The organism is Granulicatella elegans ATCC 700633 (assembly GCF_000162475.2).
GTDB classification, from domain to species: domain Bacteria; phylum Bacillota; class Bacilli; order Lactobacillales; family Aerococcaceae; genus Granulicatella; species Granulicatella elegans.
Genome location: NZ_KI391971.1, coordinates 1,314,361 through 1,339,805, shown reverse-complemented (window position 1 = coordinate 1,339,805; position 25,445 = coordinate 1,314,361). Strand labels below are relative to the sequence as shown.

20 protein-coding genes, 1 other RNA gene and 2 riboswitches are annotated in these 25,445 nt (G+C 32.7%); of the genes, 17 read left to right on the top strand and 4 right to left on the bottom strand.

The window, feature by feature from the left end:
• The first annotated feature begins 218 nt into the window (after positions 1–218).
• From dltA to dltD, 4 genes are read left to right on the top strand one after another with little or no spacing between them, the layout of a single operon-like run.
• A complete protein-coding gene (gene dltA, locus HMPREF0446_RS06290) occupies positions 219–1,712 on the top strand; it encodes a D-alanine--poly(phosphoribitol) ligase subunit DltA (protein ID WP_006703338.1) in 1,494 nt (497 codons plus the stop codon).
• 1 nt (position 1,713) lies between these two features.
• Positions 1,714–2,874: a D-alanyl-lipoteichoic acid biosynthesis protein DltB gene (gene dltB, locus HMPREF0446_RS06285; RefSeq protein ID WP_006703339.1), complete on the top strand. Its 1,161-nt coding sequence runs from the start codon at positions 1,714–1,716 to the stop codon at positions 2,872–2,874.
• 15 nt (positions 2,875–2,889) lie between these two features.
• On the top strand, positions 2,890–3,126 hold the full coding sequence (gene dltC, locus HMPREF0446_RS06280; protein WP_020991407.1) for a D-alanine--poly(phosphoribitol) ligase subunit DltC: 237 nt from the start codon (positions 2,890–2,892) through the stop codon (positions 3,124–3,126).
• Complete coding sequence (gene dltD / locus HMPREF0446_RS06275; RefSeq protein ID WP_006703341.1) at positions 3,126–4,295, top strand: D-alanyl-lipoteichoic acid biosynthesis protein DltD; 1,170 nt, start codon at positions 3,126–3,128, stop codon at positions 4,293–4,295. The genes dltC and dltD overlap by 1 nt, the downstream gene beginning before the upstream one ends.
• Positions 4,296–4,459: 164 nt before the next feature.
• On the opposite strand, the gene HMPREF0446_RS06270 is transcribed toward dltD, so the two are convergent.
• The gene (locus HMPREF0446_RS06270) at positions 4,460–5,713 is read right to left on the bottom strand and encodes a CapA family protein (protein WP_006703342.1); all 1,254 of its coding nucleotides are present in this window, start codon (positions 5,711–5,713) and stop codon (positions 4,460–4,462) included.
• 247 nt (positions 5,714–5,960) lie between these two features.
• On the opposite strand from HMPREF0446_RS06270, the gene fba reads away from it, so the two are divergent.
• The 6 genes from fba (at position 5,961) to tadA (ending at position 12,433) form a co-directional block, all read left to right on the top strand.
• A complete protein-coding gene (gene fba, locus HMPREF0446_RS06265) occupies positions 5,961–6,818 on the top strand; it encodes a class II fructose-1,6-bisphosphate aldolase (protein WP_006703343.1) in 858 nt (285 codons plus the stop codon).
• A gap of 133 nt (positions 6,819–6,951) precedes the next feature.
• Positions 6,952–7,959, top strand: coding sequence for a hypothetical protein (locus HMPREF0446_RS06260; protein WP_006703344.1), 1,008 nt, complete (start codon positions 6,952–6,954; stop codon positions 7,957–7,959).
• Positions 7,960–8,417: 458 nt separating this feature from the next.
• A complete protein-coding gene (gene glmS, locus HMPREF0446_RS06255; protein WP_006703345.1) occupies positions 8,418–10,226 on the top strand; it encodes a glutamine--fructose-6-phosphate transaminase (isomerizing) in 1,809 nt (602 codons plus the stop codon).
• Positions 10,227–10,351: 125 nt separating this feature from the next.
• Positions 10,352–10,822 carry a low molecular weight protein-tyrosine-phosphatase gene (locus HMPREF0446_RS06250; protein WP_006703346.1) on the top strand — a complete coding sequence of 157 codons (471 nt, stop codon included), beginning with the start codon at positions 10,352–10,354 and terminating at the stop codon, positions 10,820–10,822.
• Positions 10,822–11,919, top strand: a complete 1,098-nt coding sequence (locus HMPREF0446_RS06245) for an AI-2E family transporter (protein WP_006703347.1) — start codon at positions 10,822–10,824, stop codon at positions 11,917–11,919. The genes HMPREF0446_RS06250 and HMPREF0446_RS06245 overlap by 1 nt, the downstream gene beginning before the upstream one ends.
• Positions 11,920–11,926: 7 nt before the next feature.
• Entirely contained in the window at positions 11,927–12,433 is a 507-nt protein-coding gene (tadA, locus tag HMPREF0446_RS06240) for a tRNA adenosine(34) deaminase TadA (RefSeq protein WP_040507957.1), read from the top strand.
• 67 nt (positions 12,434–12,500) lie between these two features.
• On the opposite strand, the gene HMPREF0446_RS06235 is transcribed toward tadA, so the two are convergent.
• Positions 12,501–13,142, bottom strand: coding sequence for an SAP domain-containing protein (locus tag HMPREF0446_RS06235; RefSeq protein WP_006703349.1), 642 nt, complete (start codon positions 13,140–13,142; stop codon positions 12,501–12,503).
• A gap of 222 nt (positions 13,143–13,364) precedes the next feature.
• Positions 13,365–13,455, top strand: a riboswitch (TPP riboswitch).
• Positions 13,456–13,600: 145 nt separating this feature from the next.
• On the opposite strand from HMPREF0446_RS06235, the gene HMPREF0446_RS06230 reads away from it, so the two are divergent.
• Both HMPREF0446_RS06230 and mgtA read left to right on the top strand, forming a co-directional pair.
• Entirely contained in the window at positions 13,601–14,263 is a 663-nt protein-coding gene (locus HMPREF0446_RS06230; protein WP_006703350.1) for a TenA family protein, read from the top strand.
• A gap of 112 nt (positions 14,264–14,375) precedes the next feature.
• Positions 14,376–14,530: riboswitch (M-box (ykoK) riboswitch) on the top strand.
• A gap of 191 nt (positions 14,531–14,721) precedes the next feature.
• Positions 14,722–17,382 carry a magnesium-translocating P-type ATPase gene (mgtA, locus tag HMPREF0446_RS06225; RefSeq protein WP_006703351.1) on the top strand — a complete coding sequence of 887 codons (2,661 nt, stop codon included), beginning with the start codon at positions 14,722–14,724 and terminating at the stop codon, positions 17,380–17,382.
• Positions 17,383–17,575: 193 nt separating this feature from the next.
• On the opposite strand, the gene HMPREF0446_RS08375 is transcribed toward mgtA, so the two are convergent.
• Entirely contained in the window at positions 17,576–17,680 is a 105-nt protein-coding gene (locus HMPREF0446_RS08375) for a putative holin-like toxin (protein WP_169816068.1), read from the bottom strand.
• A gap of 492 nt (positions 17,681–18,172) precedes the next feature.
• Between HMPREF0446_RS08375 and ffs the strand changes: the two genes are divergently transcribed.
• The 5 genes from ffs (at position 18,173) to recR (ending at position 23,250) form a co-directional block, all read left to right on the top strand.
• Positions 18,173–18,259, top strand: an RNA gene (gene ffs, locus HMPREF0446_RS08370) — signal recognition particle sRNA small type.
• A gap of 80 nt (positions 18,260–18,339) precedes the next feature.
• Positions 18,340–20,484, top strand: coding sequence for a HelD family protein (locus HMPREF0446_RS06220; RefSeq protein WP_006703352.1), 2,145 nt, complete (start codon positions 18,340–18,342; stop codon positions 20,482–20,484).
• 100 nt (positions 20,485–20,584) lie between these two features.
• Positions 20,585–22,306, top strand: a complete 1,722-nt coding sequence (gene dnaX / locus HMPREF0446_RS06215) for a DNA polymerase III subunit gamma/tau (RefSeq protein ID WP_006703353.1) — start codon at positions 20,585–20,587, stop codon at positions 22,304–22,306.
• A gap of 12 nt (positions 22,307–22,318) precedes the next feature.
• Positions 22,319–22,636, top strand: coding sequence for a YbaB/EbfC family nucleoid-associated protein (locus tag HMPREF0446_RS06210; RefSeq protein ID WP_006703354.1), 318 nt, complete (start codon positions 22,319–22,321; stop codon positions 22,634–22,636).
• 17 nt (positions 22,637–22,653) lie between these two features.
• Positions 22,654–23,250, top strand: coding sequence for a recombination mediator RecR (gene recR, locus HMPREF0446_RS06205; protein ID WP_006703355.1), 597 nt, complete (start codon positions 22,654–22,656; stop codon positions 23,248–23,250).
• A 379-nt stretch (positions 23,251–23,629) separates the two neighbouring features.
• Here the strand turns inward: recR and HMPREF0446_RS06200 are convergent, their stop codons facing one another.
• Positions 23,630–25,387, bottom strand: a complete 1,758-nt coding sequence (locus HMPREF0446_RS06200) for a flavocytochrome c (RefSeq protein ID WP_006703356.1) — start codon at positions 25,385–25,387, stop codon at positions 23,630–23,632.
• Positions 25,388–25,445 lie beyond the last annotated feature (58 nt).

The window sequence follows — 25,445 nt, the reverse complement described above, 5'->3', positions numbered from 1 at the left end:
CGGGGGTTACTTCAATGTTGTTCCAGCCTTTTTTATTATTGGTAAAAAGAAGGGAGTTTGAAGAAAAAATCTAAAATGTGAAGAATTTCGGTAAAATTTCTTATAAAAGTTTACTATTTTTAGGAATACGATTTTCAGAAAATCTATAATATGGTATACTTCTATTATGTGACAGTCTAGACATTGGCTGTTAGGCGATTAGATGATAAAGAAGGGAAATGAATACGGTGTTTGAAAAGTTATTAGATCGACTATCAAGTTTTAAGGGGAAAACTGAAAAAATCTATCGTCATGATTTGTTTTTAGAAGAGGAATTATCTCCAGAGGAATATTGGGAATACTCTGATAAATTAGCCTATTATTTACAGGAAAGATTGCAATATAATCGTCAACCAATCGTTGTTTATGGACATAAGCACCCAATGATGCTTGTATATTTCTTAGCCTGTGTTAAATCAGGACGTGCATTTTGTCCAGTAGATGTAAATACACCCATTGATCGAGTACAAGATATTATTACAACGGTACAATCACCAGTTGTATTAACAAGTGAAGTAATTGAGTTAGAAACTCCATTATTAGATGTTTCAGCTACTAAAGAAATTCTTCGCACAACTTCTGAAAGTATCGACCCTAAATATTATGTAAAAGATGAAGATATTTTTTATATTATTTTCACTTCTGGAAGCACAGGAAAACCAAAAGGGGTTTCGATTACGTATGATAATCTAAATCATTTCTTAAAATGGTATACAGGTTACTATACAAATAAAGGTCCGCAAGTATTTTTAGGGCATCCGCCGTTTTCATTTGATTTGTCAGTAATGTCTTTATGGCCATCGCTTTATATGAATGCGCCATTAATACAAATTGATAAACAGCATTTACAAGATTTCAAGGTTTTATTTAACACATTAAAAGAATCAAATGCTACGGTTTGGATTTCAACACCGTCATTTGCAGAGATGTGTTTAGTCGATCCAAGCTTTAATCAAGAATTATTGCCACAAGTCGATCAATTTGTTTTCTGTGGAGAAAAATTATTCGCAACAACTGCGCAAAAATTATTAGATCGTTTCCCAAATGCTGAAGTCGTAAATACTTATGGGCCAACAGAATCTACTGTAATGATTACATGGATATCGATTACAAGAGAAATTTTGGAACAGTATCCAAATAATTTACCAGTCGGTGTAATTAAACCAGGAACAACAGTTACGATTGATGGAGAACAGAGTGGGGAAATTATTATCCAAGGGGATACAGTTGCGAATGGATATTATCAAAATCCAGAAATGACGCAGAAAAGTTTTATTATCCCTGAAGTTGGAGAACGTAGCTATAAAACGGGAGATTTAGGTCATTTTGAAGGGGAATTATTATTCTGCGAAGGACGTATTGACTTCCAAATTAAATTACATGGACATCGTATTGAATTAGAGGATATTGATAATAATTTATTGAAAAATCCAAAAATTCGCCAAGCTGCAACGGTTCCATCTTATGCAGAAGATGGGAAAATTAAATCTATCATTTCTTATGTAGTTTATACAGAAGAAGTTGAAAGCCGATTTGCAACGGGTAAATTGATCAAAAAAGATTTAGCGCAATATGTTCCAGAATATATGATTCCTAAAAAAATCGTCTTTTTAGATGAAATGCCATTAAACAATAATGGTAAGATTGATAAGAAAAAATTAAAGGAGTTATAGAATGGAATATTTTGAAGGCTTAGATTTCTTTGGAACATTGTTTTTTGCACTGATTCCAGTAATTCTCTTACGATTATTTGAAAAATCGGTTTATTGGATTACTTTTGTTCTATCAATTGGAATTGCGATAGCAGTATTTAAAGAGCAACCGAACCATTTTATAAACTTAGTCATCTTTATTGTAGAAACTTATTTATTAGTTCGATTAGGCTTTCATTTTAGAGATAAGAAATCTACGAAATATCCTATTATATTTTTTGCGAGTTTGTTATTAATTGCCGCAAAAACAGTAGTTATATGGAAAGTTTCCATTTTCGGATTTCTAGGCGTTTCTTATATGACTTTCAAGGTATTACAAATTATATTTGAAACATATGATGGAATTATAAAAGAGCCAATTGGTTTGATTGATTATCTTCAATTTTTATTATTCTTCCCAACTATTAGTTCGGGACCGATTGATAGAAGTAAAAGATTTATGGAAGATATTCATCAGACAATTCCGAGAGAAGAATATGTTGAATTATTAGGAACTGGATTATTTAGACTATTATTAGGATTAGTTTATAAAGTAGTGTTATCTGGATTATTGTATTTAGCCATGAATCATATTCCAAATAGAGGATTGTTATTTACAACGGTTTCTTATATGTATTTATATACATTTTACTTATTCTTTGACTTTGCAGGATATAGTTTAATGGCAGTCGGTGTAAGTAATATTATGGGAATTCAAACGCCTATGAACTTTAATAAACCATTTTTAAGTATCGATATTAAAGATTTCTGGAATCGTTGGCATATTTCGTTGTCAACATGGTTGAGAGATTTTATTTTCTCAAGAATTGTAATGAAGTCAATGAGATATAAATGGTTCAAAACTCGTTTAACAACAGCAATGGTAGCGTATATGCTCAATATGATATTCATGGGGTTCTGGCATGGGCTTTCATGGAGTTATATTATTTATGGTGTGTATCATGGAGTTTTAATGGCTGGCTTTGAATGGTATCAGAAGAAATCTAAATTTTATAAAAAATATAAACAGAAAACAGCTTATAAGGTTGTAAGTTGGTTTGTAACCATGCATTTAGTGATGATTGGTTTACTCATTTTTTCTGAGAAACCATATGAATTTATTGTGAAATTATTGACGAAATAATAAGAGGTGAACATCATGTTAGAAGAAAAAGTTTTAGCAATCATTGAAGAAATTTGCGAAGATGATGTCATTTATGAAGAACGTGACATTAATTTAAAAGAAGAAGGTCTAATGGATTCGTTAGCTTTTGTGGAATTATTAGTTCGAATGGAAGAGTTTGGTATCGAAGTAGCTCCAACAGAAGTAACTTATGAAGAAATTGATACCCCAAATAAAATTATTCAATATATCGAAACTAGGGTGAAACAATAATGAAGAAAATAAAGGCCCTAGGAATAGCCTTGGTACTTGCGTTACTTACTCTTGGGGTATATGTTCATGTACTAAATCAGAAATTAGCAGATTATTATCATGTAAGTGATAATAGTATTCGCTATAATTTCGAATATACCAAATACAAAAGTAGAGATATTATAAAAGATAATATAGATGATAAAACTTTAGTAGTGTTTGGTTCCTCTGAATTGAGTACTCCAAGTAATTATCCATTCCATATTAAGCATCTTTTTAATTATGATGATTTTCATATTATGGCTGTAGGTGGAGGGAATTTTCAAAATATTATTCAAGCTTCAATGTTAGGTTCATTATCGGATAGTATTCCTAAACAAAAATTTATTTTAAGTGAATCATTTATTTGGTTTGATCAATATGGTATGAATCCAAAAGCATTTTTAAGTCGTGTCTCAAATGAGCATGTGTACTATACATTGAAAAATCCTAAACTTAGTCATGAGACAAAAGAGAAATTTATAAATCGTATTTTAGAGTTATCTAAAGATAATAAATTTGTACATCAAAATTTTGAAAGATACAAACGTCGATTATTGGATAATAAAGGAACAGTTTTAGATGATTTATTAAATTGGTTCGATGTGGAAAAATACACACTTAATAATAAAATTGCCTTTTATTTTACAGGAAATGTTAAACCAATGCCTTCTAGTGGAGAGAAAACTCCTCAGTATGATTGGGCTGAAATTCAAAATAAGTATTTAGATGAAGCAAAAAAAGCAACAGATAATAATGAATTTTACGTTGAAAATCGCCAATATAATGCTGAAATTAAAAATCGTAAAGAAAAACTAAAAAATAAGTACTCTAATTATAAATATGATCAATCAACAGAATATGATGACTATGCATTAGTATTACAAATGGCTAAAGAATTAGGGTTAGAAGTAGAAGTCGTTAATTTCCCAATTAATGGACGTTGGTATGATTATATTGGTATTGGTAAAGATCAAAGAGAGGTTTACTCTAAAAAGTTAGCAGAAATTACTAATTCATATGGATATAAACTTATGGATTTAACACCAAAGGAATATGAACCTTATGTTATGTATGATACGGTTCACCCTGGATGGAAAGGATGGCCTGAAGTTGCTGAAGAAATGTATAAATTCTATCAAAAAGATTAGTGAAAAACATGAATTATTTGTATGGACAATGGCATTTTATGTTTTATTTCTAGTATTAGGCTTATATCTACTTCATGCAGATTTTTCAAATGTAGCAGAATTTGTCTACAGTGCTTTTTAAAGAATATAAAAAACCACACGATTTTTGTCGTGTGGTTTTTGTTTTAGAATTGAATATTTAATAACTCTAACATTTCGTGATAAGCTTTTTCAATTCGTTGACGAGTTGTTTCATCAACAGTATTTGCGTATTTTGCACCTGGTAAATAATCTTCTGCTAGAAATACTTGATAATCATATGCTTGATAGCCTTGGAATGTACGATTAATTGGAGTACGAGAAACCCATGTTGGATGAGCTTGTACGCTTGTTAAGGTTGTTTGATTGCCTTCTTTTTGAATCGTAATATCCATAATGACACCACGCTCGGTCCAAATTTTATCTAATGTTTCAATTCTTTGGTTAGATAGTAAGTTCCCCATTGAATAAATGATGAATTTCTTTTGCCCATCTTTTTCGATAGTTTCAGTAGGTTCAGCAACGTGAGGATGCCCTCCAAATACAACATCTGCTCCCCATTCAATCATTTTATGATAAGTGTCGACTTGAGCGTCAGTTGGTGTTAACTGATATTCTACTCCCATCTGAGGCATAATGATTGTAAAATCAGCGATTTGTTCAGCTTTTTCAATTTGCTCTTTTACTTTATCCATGTTTAAGTCATATAAATGATTATCGTAATCTTCTTTAGAAATACTTGCTTCAATTCCGTTGAATCCGTATGAAAATCCTAAAATAGCGACCTTAATCCCGTTTACTTCTTTGACTAAAATTCCTTCATTTGGATCTACCTTTACTCCGAAAATATCTAAACCGGCATTTCTAAAAGCTGTAGCTGTATATTTTAATCCACTAATTCCTGTATCTAAAATATGATTATGAGCTAAGTCTAAAACATCATATCCAGCATCTTTAATACTTTGAACAACTTCTTCAGGGGCATTAAAAATCGGATAGCCGGCTAAAGGTCTATCTGGATTAATCGTACCTTCAAAGTCTCCAAGAGCTAAATCAGCTGAAGAAACGAGTGGAGTAATTTGCTCGTAATCATTTTTGAAATCATAGTTTTGTCCATCAAAGGCACTTCCATAAACAATGTCATGATATAGCATATCTCCACTAGCTGTAATTCTAGCGGTATGGACTTCCTTATCTTCTGAAGCGGTTGAAGAACTTTGCTGATTTGTAGATACATTTTTAGTTAATAGCTTATTTTCATTATTAATAATTGATGGAATATTTAAAATGAAAATGACAATAGCGAGTGAGGCTATTGCGATAAAAGCAAATAATAGTTTTGCGAAACGTGCTTCTCTAACTGCACGTTTATGATATGAACTGTTTTGACGTTGGTTCATATTAATCCCTCCCAAATTGTTTATACTATCACTATTATAAAACAAATTAGGAAAATTTCTATAAAAAATTCTAAGAAAATTCTTATATTTATTGAAATGATAATATATGAAATCTTATGAAAAGAAAAATAGATTATGAAATTATTTCATAATAATATTCTAAATAACTAGCTATCGAACGAATTTTGGGGTATAATAGCAACGTAAAAATAAATACTAGGAAACTAGTATAAGGAGGAAATTTTAAATGAGTCGTTTAGTAAGTATGACAGAAATGTTGAACAAAGCTAAAGAAGGTAAATATGCCGTAGGTCAATTCAACATCAATAACTTAGAATGGACACAAGCTGTTCTAACTGCTGCTCAAGAAGCAAATTCACCAATCATCTTAGGAGTATCTGAAGGTGCTGGTAAATATATGGGTGGCCCATTAGTAGTTGCAGCTATGGTAAATGCATTATTAGAAACTATGGATATTACAGTTCCAGTTGCATTACACTTAGACCATGGTTCATCTGTAGATGTATGTAAAAAATATATTGATGCTGGTTTCAGCTCAGTAATGTTTGACCACTCTCATTATCCAATTGATGAAAACATTGAATTAACTAAAGAAGTTGTTGCATATGCACATCCAAAAGGCGCTTCTGTAGAAGCTGAAGTAGGTACTGTAGGTGGTACTGAAGATGGCGTTACTGGAGGAATCCAATACGCAGACTTACACGAATGTGAACGTATGGTTAAAGAAGCAGGAATTGATGCTTTAGCAGCTGCTTTAGGTTCAGTTCACGGAACTTATGCAGGTGAACCTGTATTAGGATTTGACGAAATGTTAGCTATTTCTGAAGCTACTGGTGCTCCATTAGTATTACACGGTGGATCAGGTATTCCAGAATATCAAATTAAAAAAGCAATCGAACGTGGACATGCTAAAATCAATGTTAACACTGAATTACAACAACAATGGACTGCAGCAGTTCGTGCTAAATTAAATGCAGACGCTAATGTTTATGACCCACGTAAAGTTATCAAACCTGGTTTTGATGCAATCGTTAAAGTAACAAAAGAAACTATGGATATCTTCGGTTCAACTGGTAAAGCTTAATTTTAATCAGAGAAGAGATTCAAAAGGCGAGAGAAATCTCGCCTTTTTTGTTTGAAAAAAGTAGTATTTTAATAGTATTTAGAGTAAAATATTGCTAAATGAAACGAAATTTTACAATAAAAAGGAGTTAGAAATGAAAGTAAAAAAAAGAATTACAAAAGGGGCAAGATTATATTTGCTCATTAGTTTGTTCATAATTTTCATATCTTCTATTACTATGCTAAAAAATGTTGTTAGTTATACTGAACCAATTGAAGAGATTTATATTAATCAGCCTTTTAATGAAAAGGAAGAAGATGAGGTTCAAGTAATTCGAATTTATGATATCGAAAAAGTAGAATTACCAAATGAAAAAGAAGTCTTTTATATCATTGAAGATGAATTAGGTTATCATATGTTAAAATCAGTAAATGATAAATTAGACGAGCTTGCAGAGGAAGCTAGCAAACTGTCAAAAGCAAGACCATTTGATAATAAATTAATTTTATTAAAAATAAGAGTCGTTCCTGAATTTACACGGGGAAGAAGAGGAAGAAAAATTGTAAAGATTTCTCCAGAAATGCAGCAGGATTTTGAAGCTGTTTTTCAACAAAGTAATTTAGCAAAGAAAAAAGAAAGAGAAGCGAAAAATGATACAATTTTAGGTGATATCTATAAGTTTTCATTACTAAGAACAGACATCTATTTTGATGAATTTGATAAGTTTGATTTATGGATTGAAATGGGAAAAGATTTAATTTTTCTTATTGTGGGATTAGGATTTTTAGTAGCAGCTGGAAAAATTATTTATCATAACTATAAGAGTTATAAAGAATTATTCGAACTGTTCCCAGAAGTTCAAGGTCATATGAATCTTTTAGTGGAAAATGCCGAGTATGTTTCAAAGGATTTTGCTTTATTAGTTTATAAAGGGCATATTATTATTCATGCTGATGAATTTTATGTGGAATCATTGAATAAAATTCGCGGTATTCGTAAGTTTAAGAAGAGTTATAAAGGAATTGCAGAATATTATTTACGAGTGAAATATAAAAACTCTGATGTACCTTATGAATTATCGATTGGGCTCTTTGCAAGTAAGAGACATGTTGATGACGAAAAATGGTTAGAGGAGAATTACAATATTTTTGCCGAGTTCTAACAGTAAGATTTTCCCATACTCGTAAATAAAGGTTATATAAGAATATAAAAGAGACAATCGGTGGTTGAAGGACTATTATTAATTAGCCAATGATTTTCGTAAGTAATCAGGGCCATAAGTTACTAATGAGTGACTTATGGCTTTTTTGCATAAAAAATATATAAAATTAAATATAAAATTCGAGAGTTTTGACAAATAAGTACAAAATCGTGTATGATAAATCATGTTTCTGAAAATAAATTGCTAAGAAAGGTAGCAACATAGGATAGCGCCAGGCTTATCATTAAGAATGATAAGTGACGAGGATTGAGTTTATCGAATGATTCGGCGGGTGACTCAAGGCAGTGCAGTCTACAGCAATATACAAAAATCTCTGTGGGGATACAAAATTTTTGCATGCACCAGAAACAATGAAAAATTTGTGTGAAGGAAACCCTTCATTAAAGGAGACTATATATATGTGTGGAATTGTAGGATGTATTGGAGATAACAGTATTCAAACGGTCATTTTAGATGGATTAGAAAAATTAGAATATCGTGGATACGATTCAGCAGGATTATTTATCGCAGATGCTGATGGTACAACACAATTAGTAAAAAAAGTAGGACGTATTGCGAACTTACGTGAAGCAGTGGATGAATCAGTTCCTGCTTTTGCAGGAATTGGACATACTCGTTGGGCAACTCATGGACCAGCAACAGAAAATAATGCTCACCCACATCGTTCTCAAAATGGACGCTTTACATTAGTTCATAATGGAGTCATTGAAAACTTTTCTGAATTAAAAGAAACTTATTTATCACATGTAAACTTCCAATCTCAAACAGATACAGAAGTTGCAGTGAATTTAGTAGAATATTTTGCAGAAAAAGAAGGTTTATCTGGTAAAGAAGCTTTCCGTCGTGCGTTAAAAGAAATTCGTGGATCATTTGCATTCGGTTTATTAGATGAACAAGCTCCAGGAGTATTATATGCGGCAAAACATAAAAGCCCATTATTAGTTGGAGTAGGAAATGGATTCAATGTTATTTGTTCAGATGCTATGGCAACTATTTCTCAAACGGATACTTACTTAGAAATTAAAGATGAAGAATTAATTACTATTACAAAAGATAAAGTGGAAATTGAAACAATTGATGGAAAAGCAGTGGAACGTGCACCATTTAAAGCAGAATTAGATGCAGATGATATTGAAAAAGGTGCTTATCCTCATTACATGTTAAAAGAAATGGATGAACAACCTGCCGTATTACGTCGTATTATTAAAGAATATACAAATGAAGCTGGTGAATTAGAAGTTCCTAGTGAATTATTAGAAGAAATTGGACAAAGTGATCGTGTTTATGTTGTAGCTTGTGGGACAAGTTACCATGCTGGATGGATTGGAAAATATTTATTAGAACAATTAGCAGGAATTCCTGTTGAAGTATTTTTAGCAAGTGAATTTGCATATCACCAACCAATTTTATCTGAAAAACCATTCTTTATTTTCTTAACACAAAGTGGAGAAACAGCAGATAGCCGTCAAGCATTAGTAAAAGTGAATGAAAAAGGTTACCCTTCATTAACGATTACAAATGTTAAAGGTTCAACGTTATCTCGTGAAGCAACTCATACATTATTACTTCATGCAGGACCAGAAATTGCAGTAGCTTCAACAAAAGCTTATACAGCACAAATTACAGTAATGGCTGTATTAGCAGAAGTATTACGTCGCACAAAAGGACGTCCTCAAACATTTGATATGAGTCATGAATTAGCCGTTATTGCTTCTGCAATCGAAGGTGTATTAGACGAAAAATCTGTTGTCAAAGAATTAGTGGATCAAAACTTATTAGATACAGCGAATGCCTTTTATATTGGTCGTCACTTAGATTATTATGTAGCAATGGAAGCAGCATTGAAATTAAAAGAAATTTCATATGTACAAACGGAAAGTTTCGCTGCTGGAGAATTAAAACATGGTACAATTGCCTTGATTGAAGAAGGAACACCAGTTATTGCTTTATTAAGTGAACCAGTAGTTGCAAGCCATACAAGAGGAAATATCGAAGAAGTGAAAGCACGTGGAGCTAAAGCAATGGTGATTGCCATGGAAGGAAGCGAACGTGAAGGCGACGATATCGTTTTACCAAAAGTACAAATGGAATTAGCACCAATTTTAAGTGTTGTTGTGACACAATTAATTGCTTATTACACATCTCTTGGTAAAGGATTAGATGTTGATAAACCAAGAAACTTAGCAAAATCTGTAACAGTAGAATAATGATATGAATATGTAGCACACGAAAGACAACGAAAATGTCTTTCGTGTGCTTTTGTTATAGAATTGAAAAGGACGATTTTTATAAAATATGATATACTGGCAGAAAGAGAAAAGGAGAGTTGCAGATGAAAGTTGTATTTGTATGTTTAGGAAATATTTGCCGTTCACCGATGGCAGAAGCAGTTTTTAGACAAATGGTGAAAGATAAAGGTTTGGAACAACAAGTCATGATTGATTCTGCTGCAACAAGTTCTTGGGAACAAGGCAATCCTGTTCACTCTGGTACTAGAAAACAATTAGCCAAAGTAGGAATCTCTACTGAGGGGATGTATTCTAGACAATTATCTTCAGTCGATGCCGATGCAGATTATATTATTGGAATGGATTCGGAAAATATGATGAATATTAAACGAATGATGCAAGGAAAGACCGCTGCTAAAATTGCTTCTTTATTAAGTTTTGCAGGAAGCAATCGAGATATTGCAGATCCATGGTATACAGGAGATTTTGAACAAACGTATCAAGATGTTTGTTTAGGATGTGAAGGTCTTATGAAAGAAATTCAAGAGAAATTACAGAAAAATGGAGACAAGTAATGGAGAAAAATTTTAAACAACAATTAATATTAATTGCAGTTGCGGCGACGTGTTTATTTTTCGTATTAAATATTAGCCATTTATATACAGGAGTGAATGCTTTTTTACGAATGATGTCCCCTATTGTTTTAGGATTATTAATGGCATTCATCTTTAATGTTCCAATGAAACATATGGAAAAACAATTAAAGAAGATTAAAGTACCTCCTTCTTTAAGACGGAGTATTGCTATTTTAGGAGTACTATTCATTTTTATTGCGATTGTAGTAGCAATTTCCTGGATTATTGTTCCAACCTTAGCGAGAACCGTTGTTCAATTAGGAGAAAGTTTTAATTACTTAATGGATTTTTGTGTGAATTGGATACAAAATTCAGGATGGTTACAAGCAGCTGATGTAGAACGGATTACAGGATTTATTAATCAAAGTAATATTGTTTCTAGTGTAGTATCGTTTCTAGGTGGCTTTACTTCTAATATTACAGGAATATTCTCTAATGTATTTACGATTTTAATGGCAGTATTTTTAATGTTAAATATTTTAGGAAGTAAAGAGCAGTTACAATATTTAATCACTCGATTGTTAAAGGTAATTCTTCCAGAAAATCGATATAAATTACTTCAGTATATCGGTAAAATCACGTTAGATACTTATGATAAATTTTTAATGGGACAATTAATTGAAGCGATGATTATTGGTTCATTAGTGTTTGTGACGTATAGTGTGTTTCAATTGCCTTATGCAGCCATTACTGGTGTCTTGGCAGGAGTGTTGTCGTTCATTCCATATATCGGACCATTTTCAGCTTGTATGTTAGGGGCTATTTTCATTTTTACAGTAAGCCCAATTCAAGCGTTAATTTCAATTGGTGTCTTTTATGGATTACAGTTAATTGAGGGGAATTTTATTTATCCTCGTGTGGTAGGAAATTCTATTGGATTACCAACAGTTTTAACATTAGCTGCGGCTTTGATTGGTGGAAATTTATTTGGAATTTTAGGATTAATTTTCTTCACACCATTGTGTGCAGTCATCTATCATCTTGTTAAAGAATTAGTCATCAAACGAGAAGAAACATTGAAACTTTTGGATAAATGAGGTGAGAATCATCGAACAAAAGGAAAAAGAAATGTTTATGAGGGAAGCTTTAAAGGAAGCGCAAAAAGCGTATGATAAAGAAGAGGTTCCTATTGGCGCAGTCGTTGTGTTAAATGGGGAAATTATTGGACGTGGACATAATTTGCGTGAGAAAGAACAAGATGCAACGTTACATGCGGAAATTAAAGCAATTCGTCAAGCTAATCAAGTTCTAGGAAGTTGGCGATTAGAAGATTGCGAACTGTTTGTGACTTTAGAACCATGCCCTATGTGTAGTGGAGCGATGATTTTATCACGTTTGAAAAAAGTAACGTTTGGAGCTTTTGATCCAAAGGCCGGAACAGCAGGAACATTTATGAATTTATTACAAGATGAACGGTTTAATCATCAAGTAGAAGTCGAACACGGCGTGTTAGAAGAAGAGTGTCAACAAATTTTAAAAGACTTCTTTAAAGGATTAAGAGAACGAAATAAAAGACGAAAAGAACAAAAGAAATTAGAAAACGGTGAATGACCTTAGGTTACTCACCGTTTTTTGTTTTTACTACCGCTCTCTTTTGTAATTAACTATTCTATTTTATTTAATTCGATGAACTAGAATCTGATTTCTTAAGGTATTCCGATACTTTGTGTTCATATCTCTTTAAAAGTTCTCTTGTATAAATCTTTTCATTTGTAGAATTTCTAACTTCTTTCCAAAGAATAGATGCAACTTTTAATTTATGAGAATAAAAATTGCTACATTCATCTAAGCAAAAATCTTTTAAAAACTGATTCCATTGACAAGCTGAACTATCATATTTGGCATAATCTGATTCACCATAATAAATTTTAAGCATATCTTGAATCGTGAAGTTGATGTCTTTTTCTCTTTTTACTTTTCGCCAAGCTGTTGCCATATCAGCACTAAATTTAAATGGACTAATCCCTGTTACAGATGAAAAATAATCTCGAAATTTTTGATTGAAAGAAAAACCACAGTAAAGTAATGGAGTTTCCAAAGTTATAACTTTGACTTGATTTTTTGTTTTGTTGCTCACTCTTTTTTCTATTTTATTTCCTAAAAAATATTGATGGATTATATCATTCAATTCTTGCTTCGTACCTCTATACTCTAATCCAAGGGATTTACAAATTTGTGATAGTTCTTCTCGGTACCAATAGTAACAATTAAATTCTTCAAATGAATGGATATCTTTAAAGTTAGGTCTTTGTTCTTTCATAGGAACTCCTTAATCAATTTACTTATTCATTATTATAAATGTAATGAGTAAAAATGTACATTTTAGGTAATTGAACAATCTGAACAAATGAAAACTATTTTTTCTTTGGGGAACTTTAAGTATGTGTGGAGTTATTAAGAAGTTTAAAATGGTTTTATAAACTCAGAACTCAAAACCTTTACATTAAATCTCAGTATTGTTATACTGTCTTCGAATGAAATGAGAGAACATTTGGGGTGCCTTTATGGCTGAGATGATACCCATTGAACCGGATGCAGTTCGTACTGTCGAAGGGAAATGATTCGCTATTGATGTTTAATCCATAGAAAAGATTAAGGAAAAAGACTCATATTTGAACAATCATCTAATATCCTCTTTTGTTTGCCTCATTATTTGGTAAATGAAAGAGGATTTTTGCCCTCTGGAAATAATATGGAAAAGGAAAGGATTGGTTAGATATGGAAAAATATGCTTTTAAAACGGGAGATGCTGTGGGAGAATTCCTTAGAAATAGTCAGAAAAATTGGCAAGCAGCAGTCAATCATCGTTTTGTACAGGAGCTTTTTGAAGGAACGATTGAGGATGAAGTGCTAATAAAATATCTGATTCAAGACTATCATTTCTTTGATGTTTTTTTATCGATGTTAGGAGCTTGTGTCGCACATGCTGACACACTTGAAGCAAAACTAAGATTTGCTAAACAATTAGGCTTTTTAGAAGCAGATGAAGATGGATATTTTCAAAAAGCTTTTAAAGAATTAGGAGTGACAGAAAAAGAATATTTAGAAGTAACGTTACATCCTGTGACAAAAGAGTTTCAACAATTAATGTATTCTGCCGTGGATTCATCTGATTATGCGCAGCTTTTAGTGATGTTAGTTATTGCAGAAGGGCTATATTTAGATTGGGGCTCTAAGGAATTACCTCTTCCAGAGAAGTATATTCATTTGGAGTGGATTCATCTTCATCGAGGAGAATTTTTTAAAGAATGGGTTCAGTTTCTTGTGGATGAGTTGAATCGAGTTTGTAAGGATAAAGGAACTATTTCAGAACTTCAAGAACGTTGGGATCAAGCTGTAGCTTTAGAACTAGCGTTTTTTGAGATTGGGTATGATGCTTAGTTGTTTAGAGTATATAAAAATAAACGGTTAGAATTTTTTTCTACGCGTTTACGCTTAGAAAAGCGCTGTTTCTTTTTATTTGACAGTAGATAAATGAATTAAGTATACTGAATATGTAAATCGGTAGGTGAGACTACCATGGAGATACGGATGGCTACCGCAAAGTAGTGGAGACACTATTCGCTGGTTAGCAGTTCCTGTCGTGAAGGCAGAAACTAATGTCATTTCATTGCTCCATGATGTTAAAGCTTGGACGGGAATCAAAATAAGAATGTATTTGAAGGCATCTTGTTACGTCTAAGCACGCAACAAGATGTTTTTTCATTTGCCAAAATTTTTAAAAAGGGGTGATTAGAAATGCCGGAACCGGATAGTAAGCAAAACTTAGCAGATGAACAAAGGCGATTGCATGATAATCACCATTGCTTCATCTGACTTTAAAAAAGAGGTGAAGTAAAATGAAAACAGCAAAAGAAAGATTTGATTTTGCAATGACAAAATCTGTAGTAGAAGTACTAGATGCATTAGAAACTTCTATTACTGGAGTTCAAGAAGACCAAGTGGAAACACTTCGTGATACTTATGGAGAAAATAAATTAACAAAAGCAACAGAAGTGCCACTTTGGAAGAAAATTTATGAATCAATTATTAATCCATTTACAGTTATTTTATTAGTGATTGCAGTGATCTCGTTAATGACGAATGTGATTTTAGCAAAACCTGGTGAAGAAGATCCAACAACATCGATTATTATTGTTGTTTTAGTCCTCATTTCAGGAGGCATTCGTTTTGTACAAGAACTAAAAAGTGATAAAGCAGCAAGTAATTTATCGAGTTTAATTGTAAATACGGCTACAGTCATTCGTGATGAAGTTCAACAAGAAATTCCTATTGAAGAATTAGTAGTAGGGGATATCATTAAATTAAGTGCAGGAGATATGTTACCTGCTGATGCTTTGTTGCTTGAAACAAGAGACTTCTTTATCCAACAATCAAGCTTAACGGGTGAAAGCGAGTCTGTTGAGAAAAAAGCAATATGGATTCCTTCAGAAGAAACTCAAAAACCTGTATTAGAAAGTGAACGCTTTGTATTTATGGGCTCGAATGTAGTGAGTGGAAGTGCGCTAGCAGTTATTTTAGTAACAGGAAATGATACGATGATTGGCCGTATTGAAAAGACGCTAAATACTTTTGATGAGCCAACAAGTTTTGAAAAAGAAATGAATACAATCTCTTGGTTACTCATTCGTTTAATGTTAGTGCTTGTTCCAGTTGTATTTGTGATTAACGGATTAACTGATAGTGACTGGTTAGAAGCAGGAGTGTTTGCACTCAGTGTTGCGGTTGGTTTAACACCAGAGATGTTGCCTATGATTATTACAGCAAGCCTTGCTAAAGGTGCAGTTATTATGGCAAAAGAAAAAGTAGTTATTAAAAAATTAAATGCGATTCAAGATTTAGGCGCGATTGATATTCTTTGTACGGATAAAACAGGAACATTAACACAAGATGAAATTATTTTAGAATATCCTCTTGATATTCATGCAAATCTTGATTTAGGAGTTCTGAAAATTGGTTATTTAAATAGTTATTTCCAAACAGGATTGAAAAATTTATTAGACCGTGCGATTATTACACGTACAGAAAAAGAATCAGTGGAGCATGAAGATTTACGAGATCTTTCAACTCGCTATCAAAAAATTGATGAATTACCATTTGATTTTGAACGTCGTCGTATGAGTGTTATTGTTAAAGAGGAAAGTCAAGAGGGAGCATTATTAGTGACAAAAGGTGCTCTTGAAGAAATGTTAAGTATTTCTTCTCATGTACAAGATGGGAAAGAAATTCATCCAATTACAGAAGAGATTCGTCAAAATATTTTAGAAGCTGTTTCTCAATTAAATGAACAAGGACTTCGTGTATTAGGTGTTAGTCAAAAATTTTATCCAAATGCTTCTCATCGATTTGCAGTTGAAGATGAATCCAATATGATTTTAATGGGATATTTAGCATTTTTAGATCCACCAAAACCTTCTGCAGCACCAGCAATTCAAGCGTTAAAAGAACATGGTGTTTTGACAAAAATTTTAACAGGTGATAATGAAAAAGTAACACAAACTGTGTGCGAACGAGTAGGATTACCAGTTGATCATATTTTATTAGGAACAGATATTGAAGAGATGGATGATGCAACTTTAGCGATTGAAGCTGAAAAAACAACTATTTTTGCAAAACTATCTCCAGAACAAAAAGCTCGTATTATTCGATTATTAAAAGCAAATGGGCATAAAGTAGGATATATGGGAGATGGAATCAATGATGCGCCGTCTTTAAAAGTAGCAGATGTAGGGATTTCTGTAGACACAGCAGTCGATATTGCTAAAGAAGTAGCAGATGTTATTCTTTTAGATAAAGATTTATTAGTGTTAGAAAAAGGATTAATTGAAGGTCGTAAAGTATATGCGAACATGACAAAATATATCAAAATGACCGTTTCATCAAATTTTGGAAATATTTTCTCATTATTATTTGCGAGTGTATTTTTACCATTTTTACCAATGGCTCCAGTACATTTAATTGTTTTGAATTTGATTTATGATTTAAGTTGTGTAGCATTACCATTTGATCATGTGGATGAAGATTTCCTGAAAGAACCACGTGCATGGACTGCTAAATCAATTACAAGATTTATGTCATGGTTAGGACCAACCAGTTCAATTTTTGATATTATTACATTTGCAGTGATGTTCTTTGGAATTGCACCAATGATTACAGGAAGTAGCTATGCAGAGTCAACAAATCCTGCCTTCTTCTTAATGGTCTTCCAAACAGGTTGGTTTATTCAATCCATGTGGTCACAAACAATGGTAATTTATATGCTTCGTTCTCCTAAATTACCATTTATTCAATCAAAACCAGCCTTTTCATTATTAGTGACATCATTATTTGCTTTATTTATTGTGACAGTTTTACCGTATACACCATTAGCAGCTTCCTTAAAACTAGCTACTTTAAATGGGATGTATTTCTTAGCTTTAATGTTAATTACAGTAAGCTATATGTTATTAGTAACGATTGTAAAAAAAGTGTATATTAAGAAATATCGTGAATGGTTATAGAAATGAAGTTTAACTTGTGTTTAAACTGAGAGGAAATATGGGTTTGCAACGTTTGCAATTCGTTTTGTTTTTGGTATAATGAAGATGCAAAAAGAGCCGAGCAGTAACTCGACTCTAATGTAGCCCGTTAAAAAGACGGTGGCTTGTTTACAGTGTATATAACACCGCTCACTCTACCAAAGTTAGAGCGGTGTTATTTTTTTGTTTTCATATCTATTAGTTTAACAATGAGTGCTACTAACGCAACTAATAAAGTCGCAAAAGAACACACTAATGTCAAAGCTTCATAGACTGACAAAATACAACCTCCTTTCGATAGATTTTATGAAGATGCTCATAAGCATCACCTACCTTTATAGAGATTGCCACCGCTTTAAAACTTTCTACGCCGAGAGTGTACCATAAACGAAATGAAAATAACAGTGAAATGTGTAAAAAATCACGTTGTTATAATAATATTCTTTTGATTATTTTTACTTGTGTTTAATAAGATAAAACTGCTAATTTTTCAAGAGTTAGACAGCTTAAATTTTAAGTGATATAATATTTTACGAAAATGTAGTGCGTTAGCATAGCAAAGTCTCTAAGGAATGTCAGTTCCCTAGGGACTTTTTTGTCGGCGTTGGATTAGTTTTAGCCGTCATCCTTGATATCTAATTAATTATAAATATAATGTGATGTTACTTCTTTGATTTGAGACATTATCACTTGTGTTTGACACCGTGAAAACTATTTTCTTTGCACTGTTGCAATTTTCAGAAAAGTAGAGTATAATAGTATCTGCCGTTAGGCCATATGGCAATAGCGAACATATGAATCGAGTCAGGTCCGGAAGGAAGCAGCTATAAGTATCGTTCGTTATGTGCTGTATGTACATAGAAGAAATTACAGGCTGGGGCTAGCGTTCCAGCCTGTTTTTATAAGTAAGTATTTTGGGATAGATGGAGGAGCTCTCTAGTGAAAAATAAAGGGTTCAAAGAAGAAGAAAAGCACTTAGTAGAAGTTCAATCAAAATTTGAAGAAAAAATACAATCTGAAAAACTAAGATTAAAAGATGAAAATTTGGATCAACAACGTCAAGATTTTATTGATTTTTCGATTCACCAATTAGAAAATCAAAAAGAATCTCCTTATTTTGGAAGAATTGATGTTCAATTTGAAGGTGAACCGGAAGTTGAAAAAATGTATATTGGTTCATCAACATTTTTTGATGAAGAAAAGCAAGTGCTAGTATATGATTGGCGTGCGCCAATTGCCAGTTTATTTTATGAAGGAACATTGGGGGATTTAACGTACCAAACACCTTCTGGAATTCAACATGGACAAGCCTCTTTAAAAAGAGATATTGTCATTAAAAAAGGTAAAATTCAATCGGTCTATGATGTAGAAAATGAAGAATCATTATTAATGGAAACATTAAGTGCACCTACGAATCGTGATGGACATTTAGAAGGAATTACAGCTACGATTCAAAAGGAACAAAATGAAATTATTCGTCATAAACAAAAGGATTGGTTAATTGTTAATGGTTGTGCAGGTAGTGGTAAAACTACTATTTTATTACAACGAATTGCGTATTTGATGTATCAATCAAAAGATCAAAGTCATAATGATATGTTGTTGTTATCACGAAATCAATTATTTGCCAAATATATTTCACACGTTATTCCTAATTTAACTGGTAGTGAATTATATCAACAAACATTAGCACAACATACAGTAGAATTATTTAAGAAATTTTTCTTAAATAAAACAAGTATGTTAGTACCAACTAAAACGAGAAGAGCGTATTTAACAGATAGTGAGTGGGCAGCTTTAATTACTGAGCAATTGCCAGCTTTATCTGTAGCGAATTTACATTTTCGTCCGATTTCCATTAAAGGATTTAGAATTTTTGGTGAAAAAGATTATCAAAAAATTATTGAACAAGTAAATCCTAAATTAACATTATATCAACAATTGGTACAAATTCAGGAAGTCTTAGAAAAGAACTTAAAACGTCGTTTGAATCGTTTCTATGTTTCTGATGTTGCTAAACGTGTATATGAAGAAATGTCATCGATGCAAATTGAAGTATTGATGAAAAATGAAGAATTTAATAGTGAAACAGAATACTATCAAATGCTAGGACAACGAGTATTTGAAAAACAATCATTAGAAGCAGAGCAACAAGTAGAAATGTTTGCATTTGTGAATTTTGCAAAACATTTACAAGACTGGATGCCGCTAGCTAAACAGCGTAGAGAAGAATTAGGAAAAGTAGATAATGCTCAATTACCTTTAAAAGATACAGGTGAAGGACGTCTTCAAGTAACAGCAGAAGGAGTAAGAGTGTTACTTTACGTAGCAACAATGATTGCTCCAATTCGTGATTATCAAGGATATACTCACTTATTTATTGATGAAGTTCAAGATGTATCATTATTATTCATGGCAGCATTATCTAATTATTATTTCCGAGCGAAATTTACAGTAGTTGGAGATACATTCCAATCATTCTCAACAGCTACAACAATTTTCTCTTTAGAAGAACGTCATCCAGAATTAGTAGCAGCCTTTTTCAAAGAACGTGTATTAGAACATCGTTCATTAGAAATTAGTTACCGCTGTACTGCGCAAATTACTCGTTTTGCCAATAGTATTTTAGGTTGGGAATTAGATAAAAATGTCTTCCCACGTACAGGTGAAGAAGTAGGGGTATTTGTTGATGAAGAACCTTCAATTGAACGATTGAAGAAATTAGTCGAAGATACACCTGAATGTTATCATACAAATGCTATTTTCTGCCGTACAATGGACGAAGCAAAAGCTTTACAAAAAGAATTAGTCGAGTATGATGCGGAATTATTGGAAGATACAAGTGAATTATTAGGTAGTCGATTAGTAGTGACAACGATTGAAGTTGCTAAAGGGCTAGAATTTGACCAAGTCTTTATTTGGCAAGCAACAAAAGATCGCTATGCAACGATGAAAGAACGATTTATGTTCTATACAACTTGTACTCGTGCAAAACATTGCTTGAATATTTTTACGACTCCAGAGGTGACAAATTTTATTGCAAACTCTAAAGCACCGATGTCTGTTTTTGGAACATTCCGGTAGTCAAATCTTATAAAAAAATGTAAAATAGTAAAGGATAGAAAACATAACCTACGATTGTAGCGTTGTGTTTTCTTAGTATAAAGTCAAAAGGAGAAGACCGATGGCTTATCAAGCGTTATACCGAAAATGGAGACCGCAAAAATTTGAAGATATGGTGGGACAAACTGCAGTTACGAAAACATTGAAAAATGCGATTATCCATCATAAAACAAGTCATGCGTATTTATTTACAGGTCCAAGAGGAACTGGGAAGACAAGTGCTGCGAAAATTTTTGCTAAAGCAATTAACTGTTTGAATCCTCAAGATGGAGAACCTTGTAATGACTGTTTATTATGTAAAGGTATTACAGAAGGAACGATTGGGGATGTTATTGAAATCGATGCGGCGAGTAATAATGGGGTAGAAGAAATTCGTGATATTCGAGATAAAGCTCGTTATGCTCCAACTCAAGCAACGTATAAAGTTTATATTATCGATGAAGTACATATGTTATCAACAGGAGCATTCAATGCTTTATTAAAAACATTGGAAGAACCTCCAAAAAATGTCATCTTTATACTAGCAACGACTGAACCGCATAAAATTCCAGCAACGATTATTTCACGAACACAGCGATTTGATTTTAGAAGAATAACGAATGATGAAATTATTCAAAGACTTCGTTATATTTTAGAACAAGAAGAGATTGCATATGAAGAAGAAGCGCTAAGTGTTATTGCTCGTTGTGCTAATGGTGGAATGCGTGACGCATTAAGTTTATTAGATCAAGTCATTTCATTTAGTGATGATAAAGTGAGTTTTGAACAAGCCATTCAAGTTTCTGGAAGTTTAACGGATGATTTAATGATTGAATTTGTTCGATTATTGACTCAGCAACAAGCCCAAGCAGCATTATTACAATTACAAGACTTATTATTGCTAGGAAAAGAAGCGTCTCGATTAATTGAAGAATGGCTAGAATTTTCTAGAGATTTATTAGTGGCAAAACAAACCGGAGATATGATTGGTAGAAGTGAAGTTTTTGTGGAGTTTGCAAAAGAAGTTGAAGAAGCCTTTTTATATCGATTTATGGATGCTTTAAATCAAACGCAACAAGAAATGCGATTTACAACAAAACCAACCATTAGTTTAGAAGTCTTTACGATTAAAATGGCACAACCAGTAGTAGCAGTAGATCAACAAGCAGCCTCAACTAATCAGGAATATGTCTCACAATTGGAACAACAGTTACAAAGTTTACAACAACAGATGTCTCAATTATTACAAGGACAAGGAGTAGTAGCTCCTAAAAAAGCGACATCAACTCTACAAGCAAAAGCAAGTACGTATAAGCCAAATATTGGTGAAGTTTATAAAGTGCTTGATGCTGCAACTCGTAAAGATTTAATTTTTATTCGAGAATTGTGGGGCGATTTATTACAAATGCTTTCTACCACTCAAAGAGCATTATTGAAAGCAAGTGAACCTGTAGCAGCTAGTCCAAATGGATTTGTGTTAAAATTTGATTATGAAATTTTATGCCAAAGAGCGCAGGAAAGTGTAGAACTTCATGAAGATATTGCTCGTCATTGTCAGACATTAGCACAGTATCCGGGGAATTTTGTCAGCGTGACAGGAGAACAATGGGTACAAATTCGACAAGATTATTTACGAGATAAGAAAGAAAAGCAAGAATCAGAAGGTGTGACTCATGCAACAGAAATGGAAGAGCAACCGACTGATGAAGAAGAAAAAAATGAAGTAGAACAATTAGTTCAAAATACGATTGATTTGTTTGGAGAAGAAATTGTTCATATTTCAGAAGAAACAGAAAACAATTAAGGAGGAATCAACATGCGTGGAATGGGAAATATGCAAGGCATGATGAAACAAATGCAAAAATTACAAAAACAAATGGCACAAGCTCAAGAGGAGTTAAACCAAACAGAATATGTGGGAAGCTCTCAAAGTGACTTAGTACAAGTAACAGTGAACGGAAAACGTCAAGTACTTTCAGTATCGATTAAACCAGAAGCGGTTGATGGAGATGATGTTGAATTATTACAAGACTTAGTATTAATGGCAACAAATCGTGCCTTAGAGCAAGCTGAAAAAGCAAATGAACAAACAATGGGACAATTTACTAGAGGATTAAATATCCCTGGATTTTAATGAGTTGAGGTGAGAGGATGCAATATCCAGAACCAATTGCTCGATTAATGGATAGTTATATGAAACTGCCTGGAATCGGGGCAAAAACAGCAGCTCGTCTTGCTTTTTTCAGTATGGAAATGCCGGAAGAAGAAGTGATGAATTTTGCCAATGCACTTATTAGTTGTAAACGAGATTTAACAATGTGTTCTGTTTGTGGAAATATTACGCAAGAAGATCCTTGTGAGATTTGCCAAGATGCTTCTAGAGATAGAACAAAAATACTAGTTGTTGAAGATAGTCGAGATGTGATGAGTTTAGAGAGAATGAAGGAATATAAAGGTTTGTACCATGTTCTTCATGGTGTTCTGTCTCCAATGGAAGGAACAGGACCTGATGATATTAATGTGGCTTCTCTCATTCAGCGTCTTCAGGATCCTACTGTAGAAGAAGTGATTATTGCTACTAATGCAACTGCAGAAGGTGAAGCAACTGCGATGTATTTATCTCGTTTAATTAAACCAGCTGGAATTAAAGTGACGCGTTTAGCTCATGGTCTTGCAGTTGGTAGTGATATTGAATATGCAGATGAAATGACTTTATTCAAAGCAATTGAAGGACGAAGAGAGCTGTAACAATGTTATATAGATATGAATAGACTTCCCTTGTATAGTAGCAGGAGGATGCAAGCAGCCTCGCAAAAGCGAGTCTCATTGCTAAACTTCGAGCCTAGGTCTCGAAGTTTCCTGTCCAATAAGCAGCAAATGCGGCTTATTGGACTAATGCTACTATGGGAAGTCTTTTTTGTGCTTGAATGGATATGTATGAGAGAAAGAAAATGAATAGACGTCCCTTTATAGTAGCAGAAGGATGCAAGTAAGCTTAGCGATTTCATAATTAGTGCTACTATGGGACGTTTTTTGATATTTTTAGGTTATAGAGTAAAAGCTAAAAAACAGTCGAATCTTGTTATTAAAGTTCGACTGTTTCTTATTAATTATTTTCTATAAGTTATTAATTAGCGACTTGTTTTCCTGCAATTCTACCGAATGTAATAATATCTGTAATAGCATTTCCACCTAAACGGTTTTTACCTTGAATAACACCAGTTAACTCACCAGCAGCATATAATCCAGGAATTGGTTCACCGTTCTCATTTAATACTTCAGTTTTTTCATTTATGACTAAACCACCCATAGTATGGTGTACAGAAGGAACGGCTTTTTGAATATAATAAGGACCATTTTCTAAAGAGACTAAACCGCCACGATGGTGAAAATCTTTATCATCTTTTTCTTTTGCATACATATTTACTTTAGAAATCGTATCTTTTAAGTTATTAATATCAATATTAAAGAATGTTGCAGCTTCTTCTAAAGTATCAGCTTTGACTAATAACTTTTCACGAATTAATTCATCGTACTCAGCTTTATGAGCTTCTTTTGTTTTAGAAATTGCGTCAATATCATCATTCCAAAGTTGGTAAGTATATCCGCCAGTTTGAGCTAAGATAGCTTTTGAAATTACGTCACGACGATCTAATTCTTCTACAAATCGTTTACCTTCTTGATTGATTAAAATTGCACCATCAAATCTAGTATCAGCTAGTAATGAAATCATTCCAGTTTTTGGATTAGCGATTGGATAAGTTTGAATATATTCCATATTGTTTAGAGCAGCACCAACTTCTTGTGCCATAATAATTCCATCACCTGTAGTACCAACTGAATCTGTAGATTTATATCTAGAATCATATTCTTTATTAAATTTAGTTCTCATTTCAACATTAGAACCGAATCCACCAGTTGTTAAAACTACTGCATTATTTGCATTGAAAGTTAATTCTTTTTTATTTTTATCGTTTGCTTTTACTCCAATTACACGGCCGTTTGAATTATTGATTAATTTTTCAGCTTTTACATTTAAGAAAATTGGAATTTTTAGTTCATCAGCTTTAGCATTTAATTTTGATATTAATTCTGCTCCAGTATGCCCAACAGGAATTAATGCTCGTTTATAACTATGACCTCCAAAACGGAATAATTGGTCTGAAAGGAATTCAACATGGATTTCATCTTTTAACCATTCAGCAGATTCTAAAGCTTTTTCAGCCATAATTTTTACTAAACTAGGGTTTGCTGCATGGTCTCCGCCTTTTATAGTATCTTCATAATAAGATTCAACAGAATCACCAGTAATTCCTAGATTTTTTTGTACCCAGTTTTCAGGAGCATTCATTTCTCCTCCTGAAATAAGGGTGTTTCCTCCAACTGCAGGTAGTTTTTCAATAATAGCAACTGATTTTCCTGCTTCTTTTGCTTCAATTGCTGCACTAAAGCCTGCACCACCAGATCCGACAACGACTACATCAAAGGTTTGTTCTGTTGGAATTTGTTCACTGTCCTTAATTTTATTTGTTACACTTGCTAAGTTAATCCCAGATTTTTTTAAAGCATCTTTAACAGCTTCTAAATATCCTTCACTTGTTGCAGTTGCTCCAGAGACAACATCTATATCTGCAGAATTTTTTGAAATAATATTAGTTGATAATTCTTTATAGACTTTATCTGCTAATACTTTATTCTCACTTTGTTTTGTAATATCAATTTTTGTAATTTTAGCATCTTTAATGGATACCATTACTTTAATTTCACCATGCTTACCAGTTCCTATTCCCTCAAAAGAACCGCTATTTTTGGATGGTGAACATCCAACTAAAACTAAAATCATTGATAAAAGCATAAATATAAAATTAAATTTACTATTCTTCATTTTATATCCTCCCTAAAATAAATATTGTGATTAAAATCACAATTTATTATATCTTTTT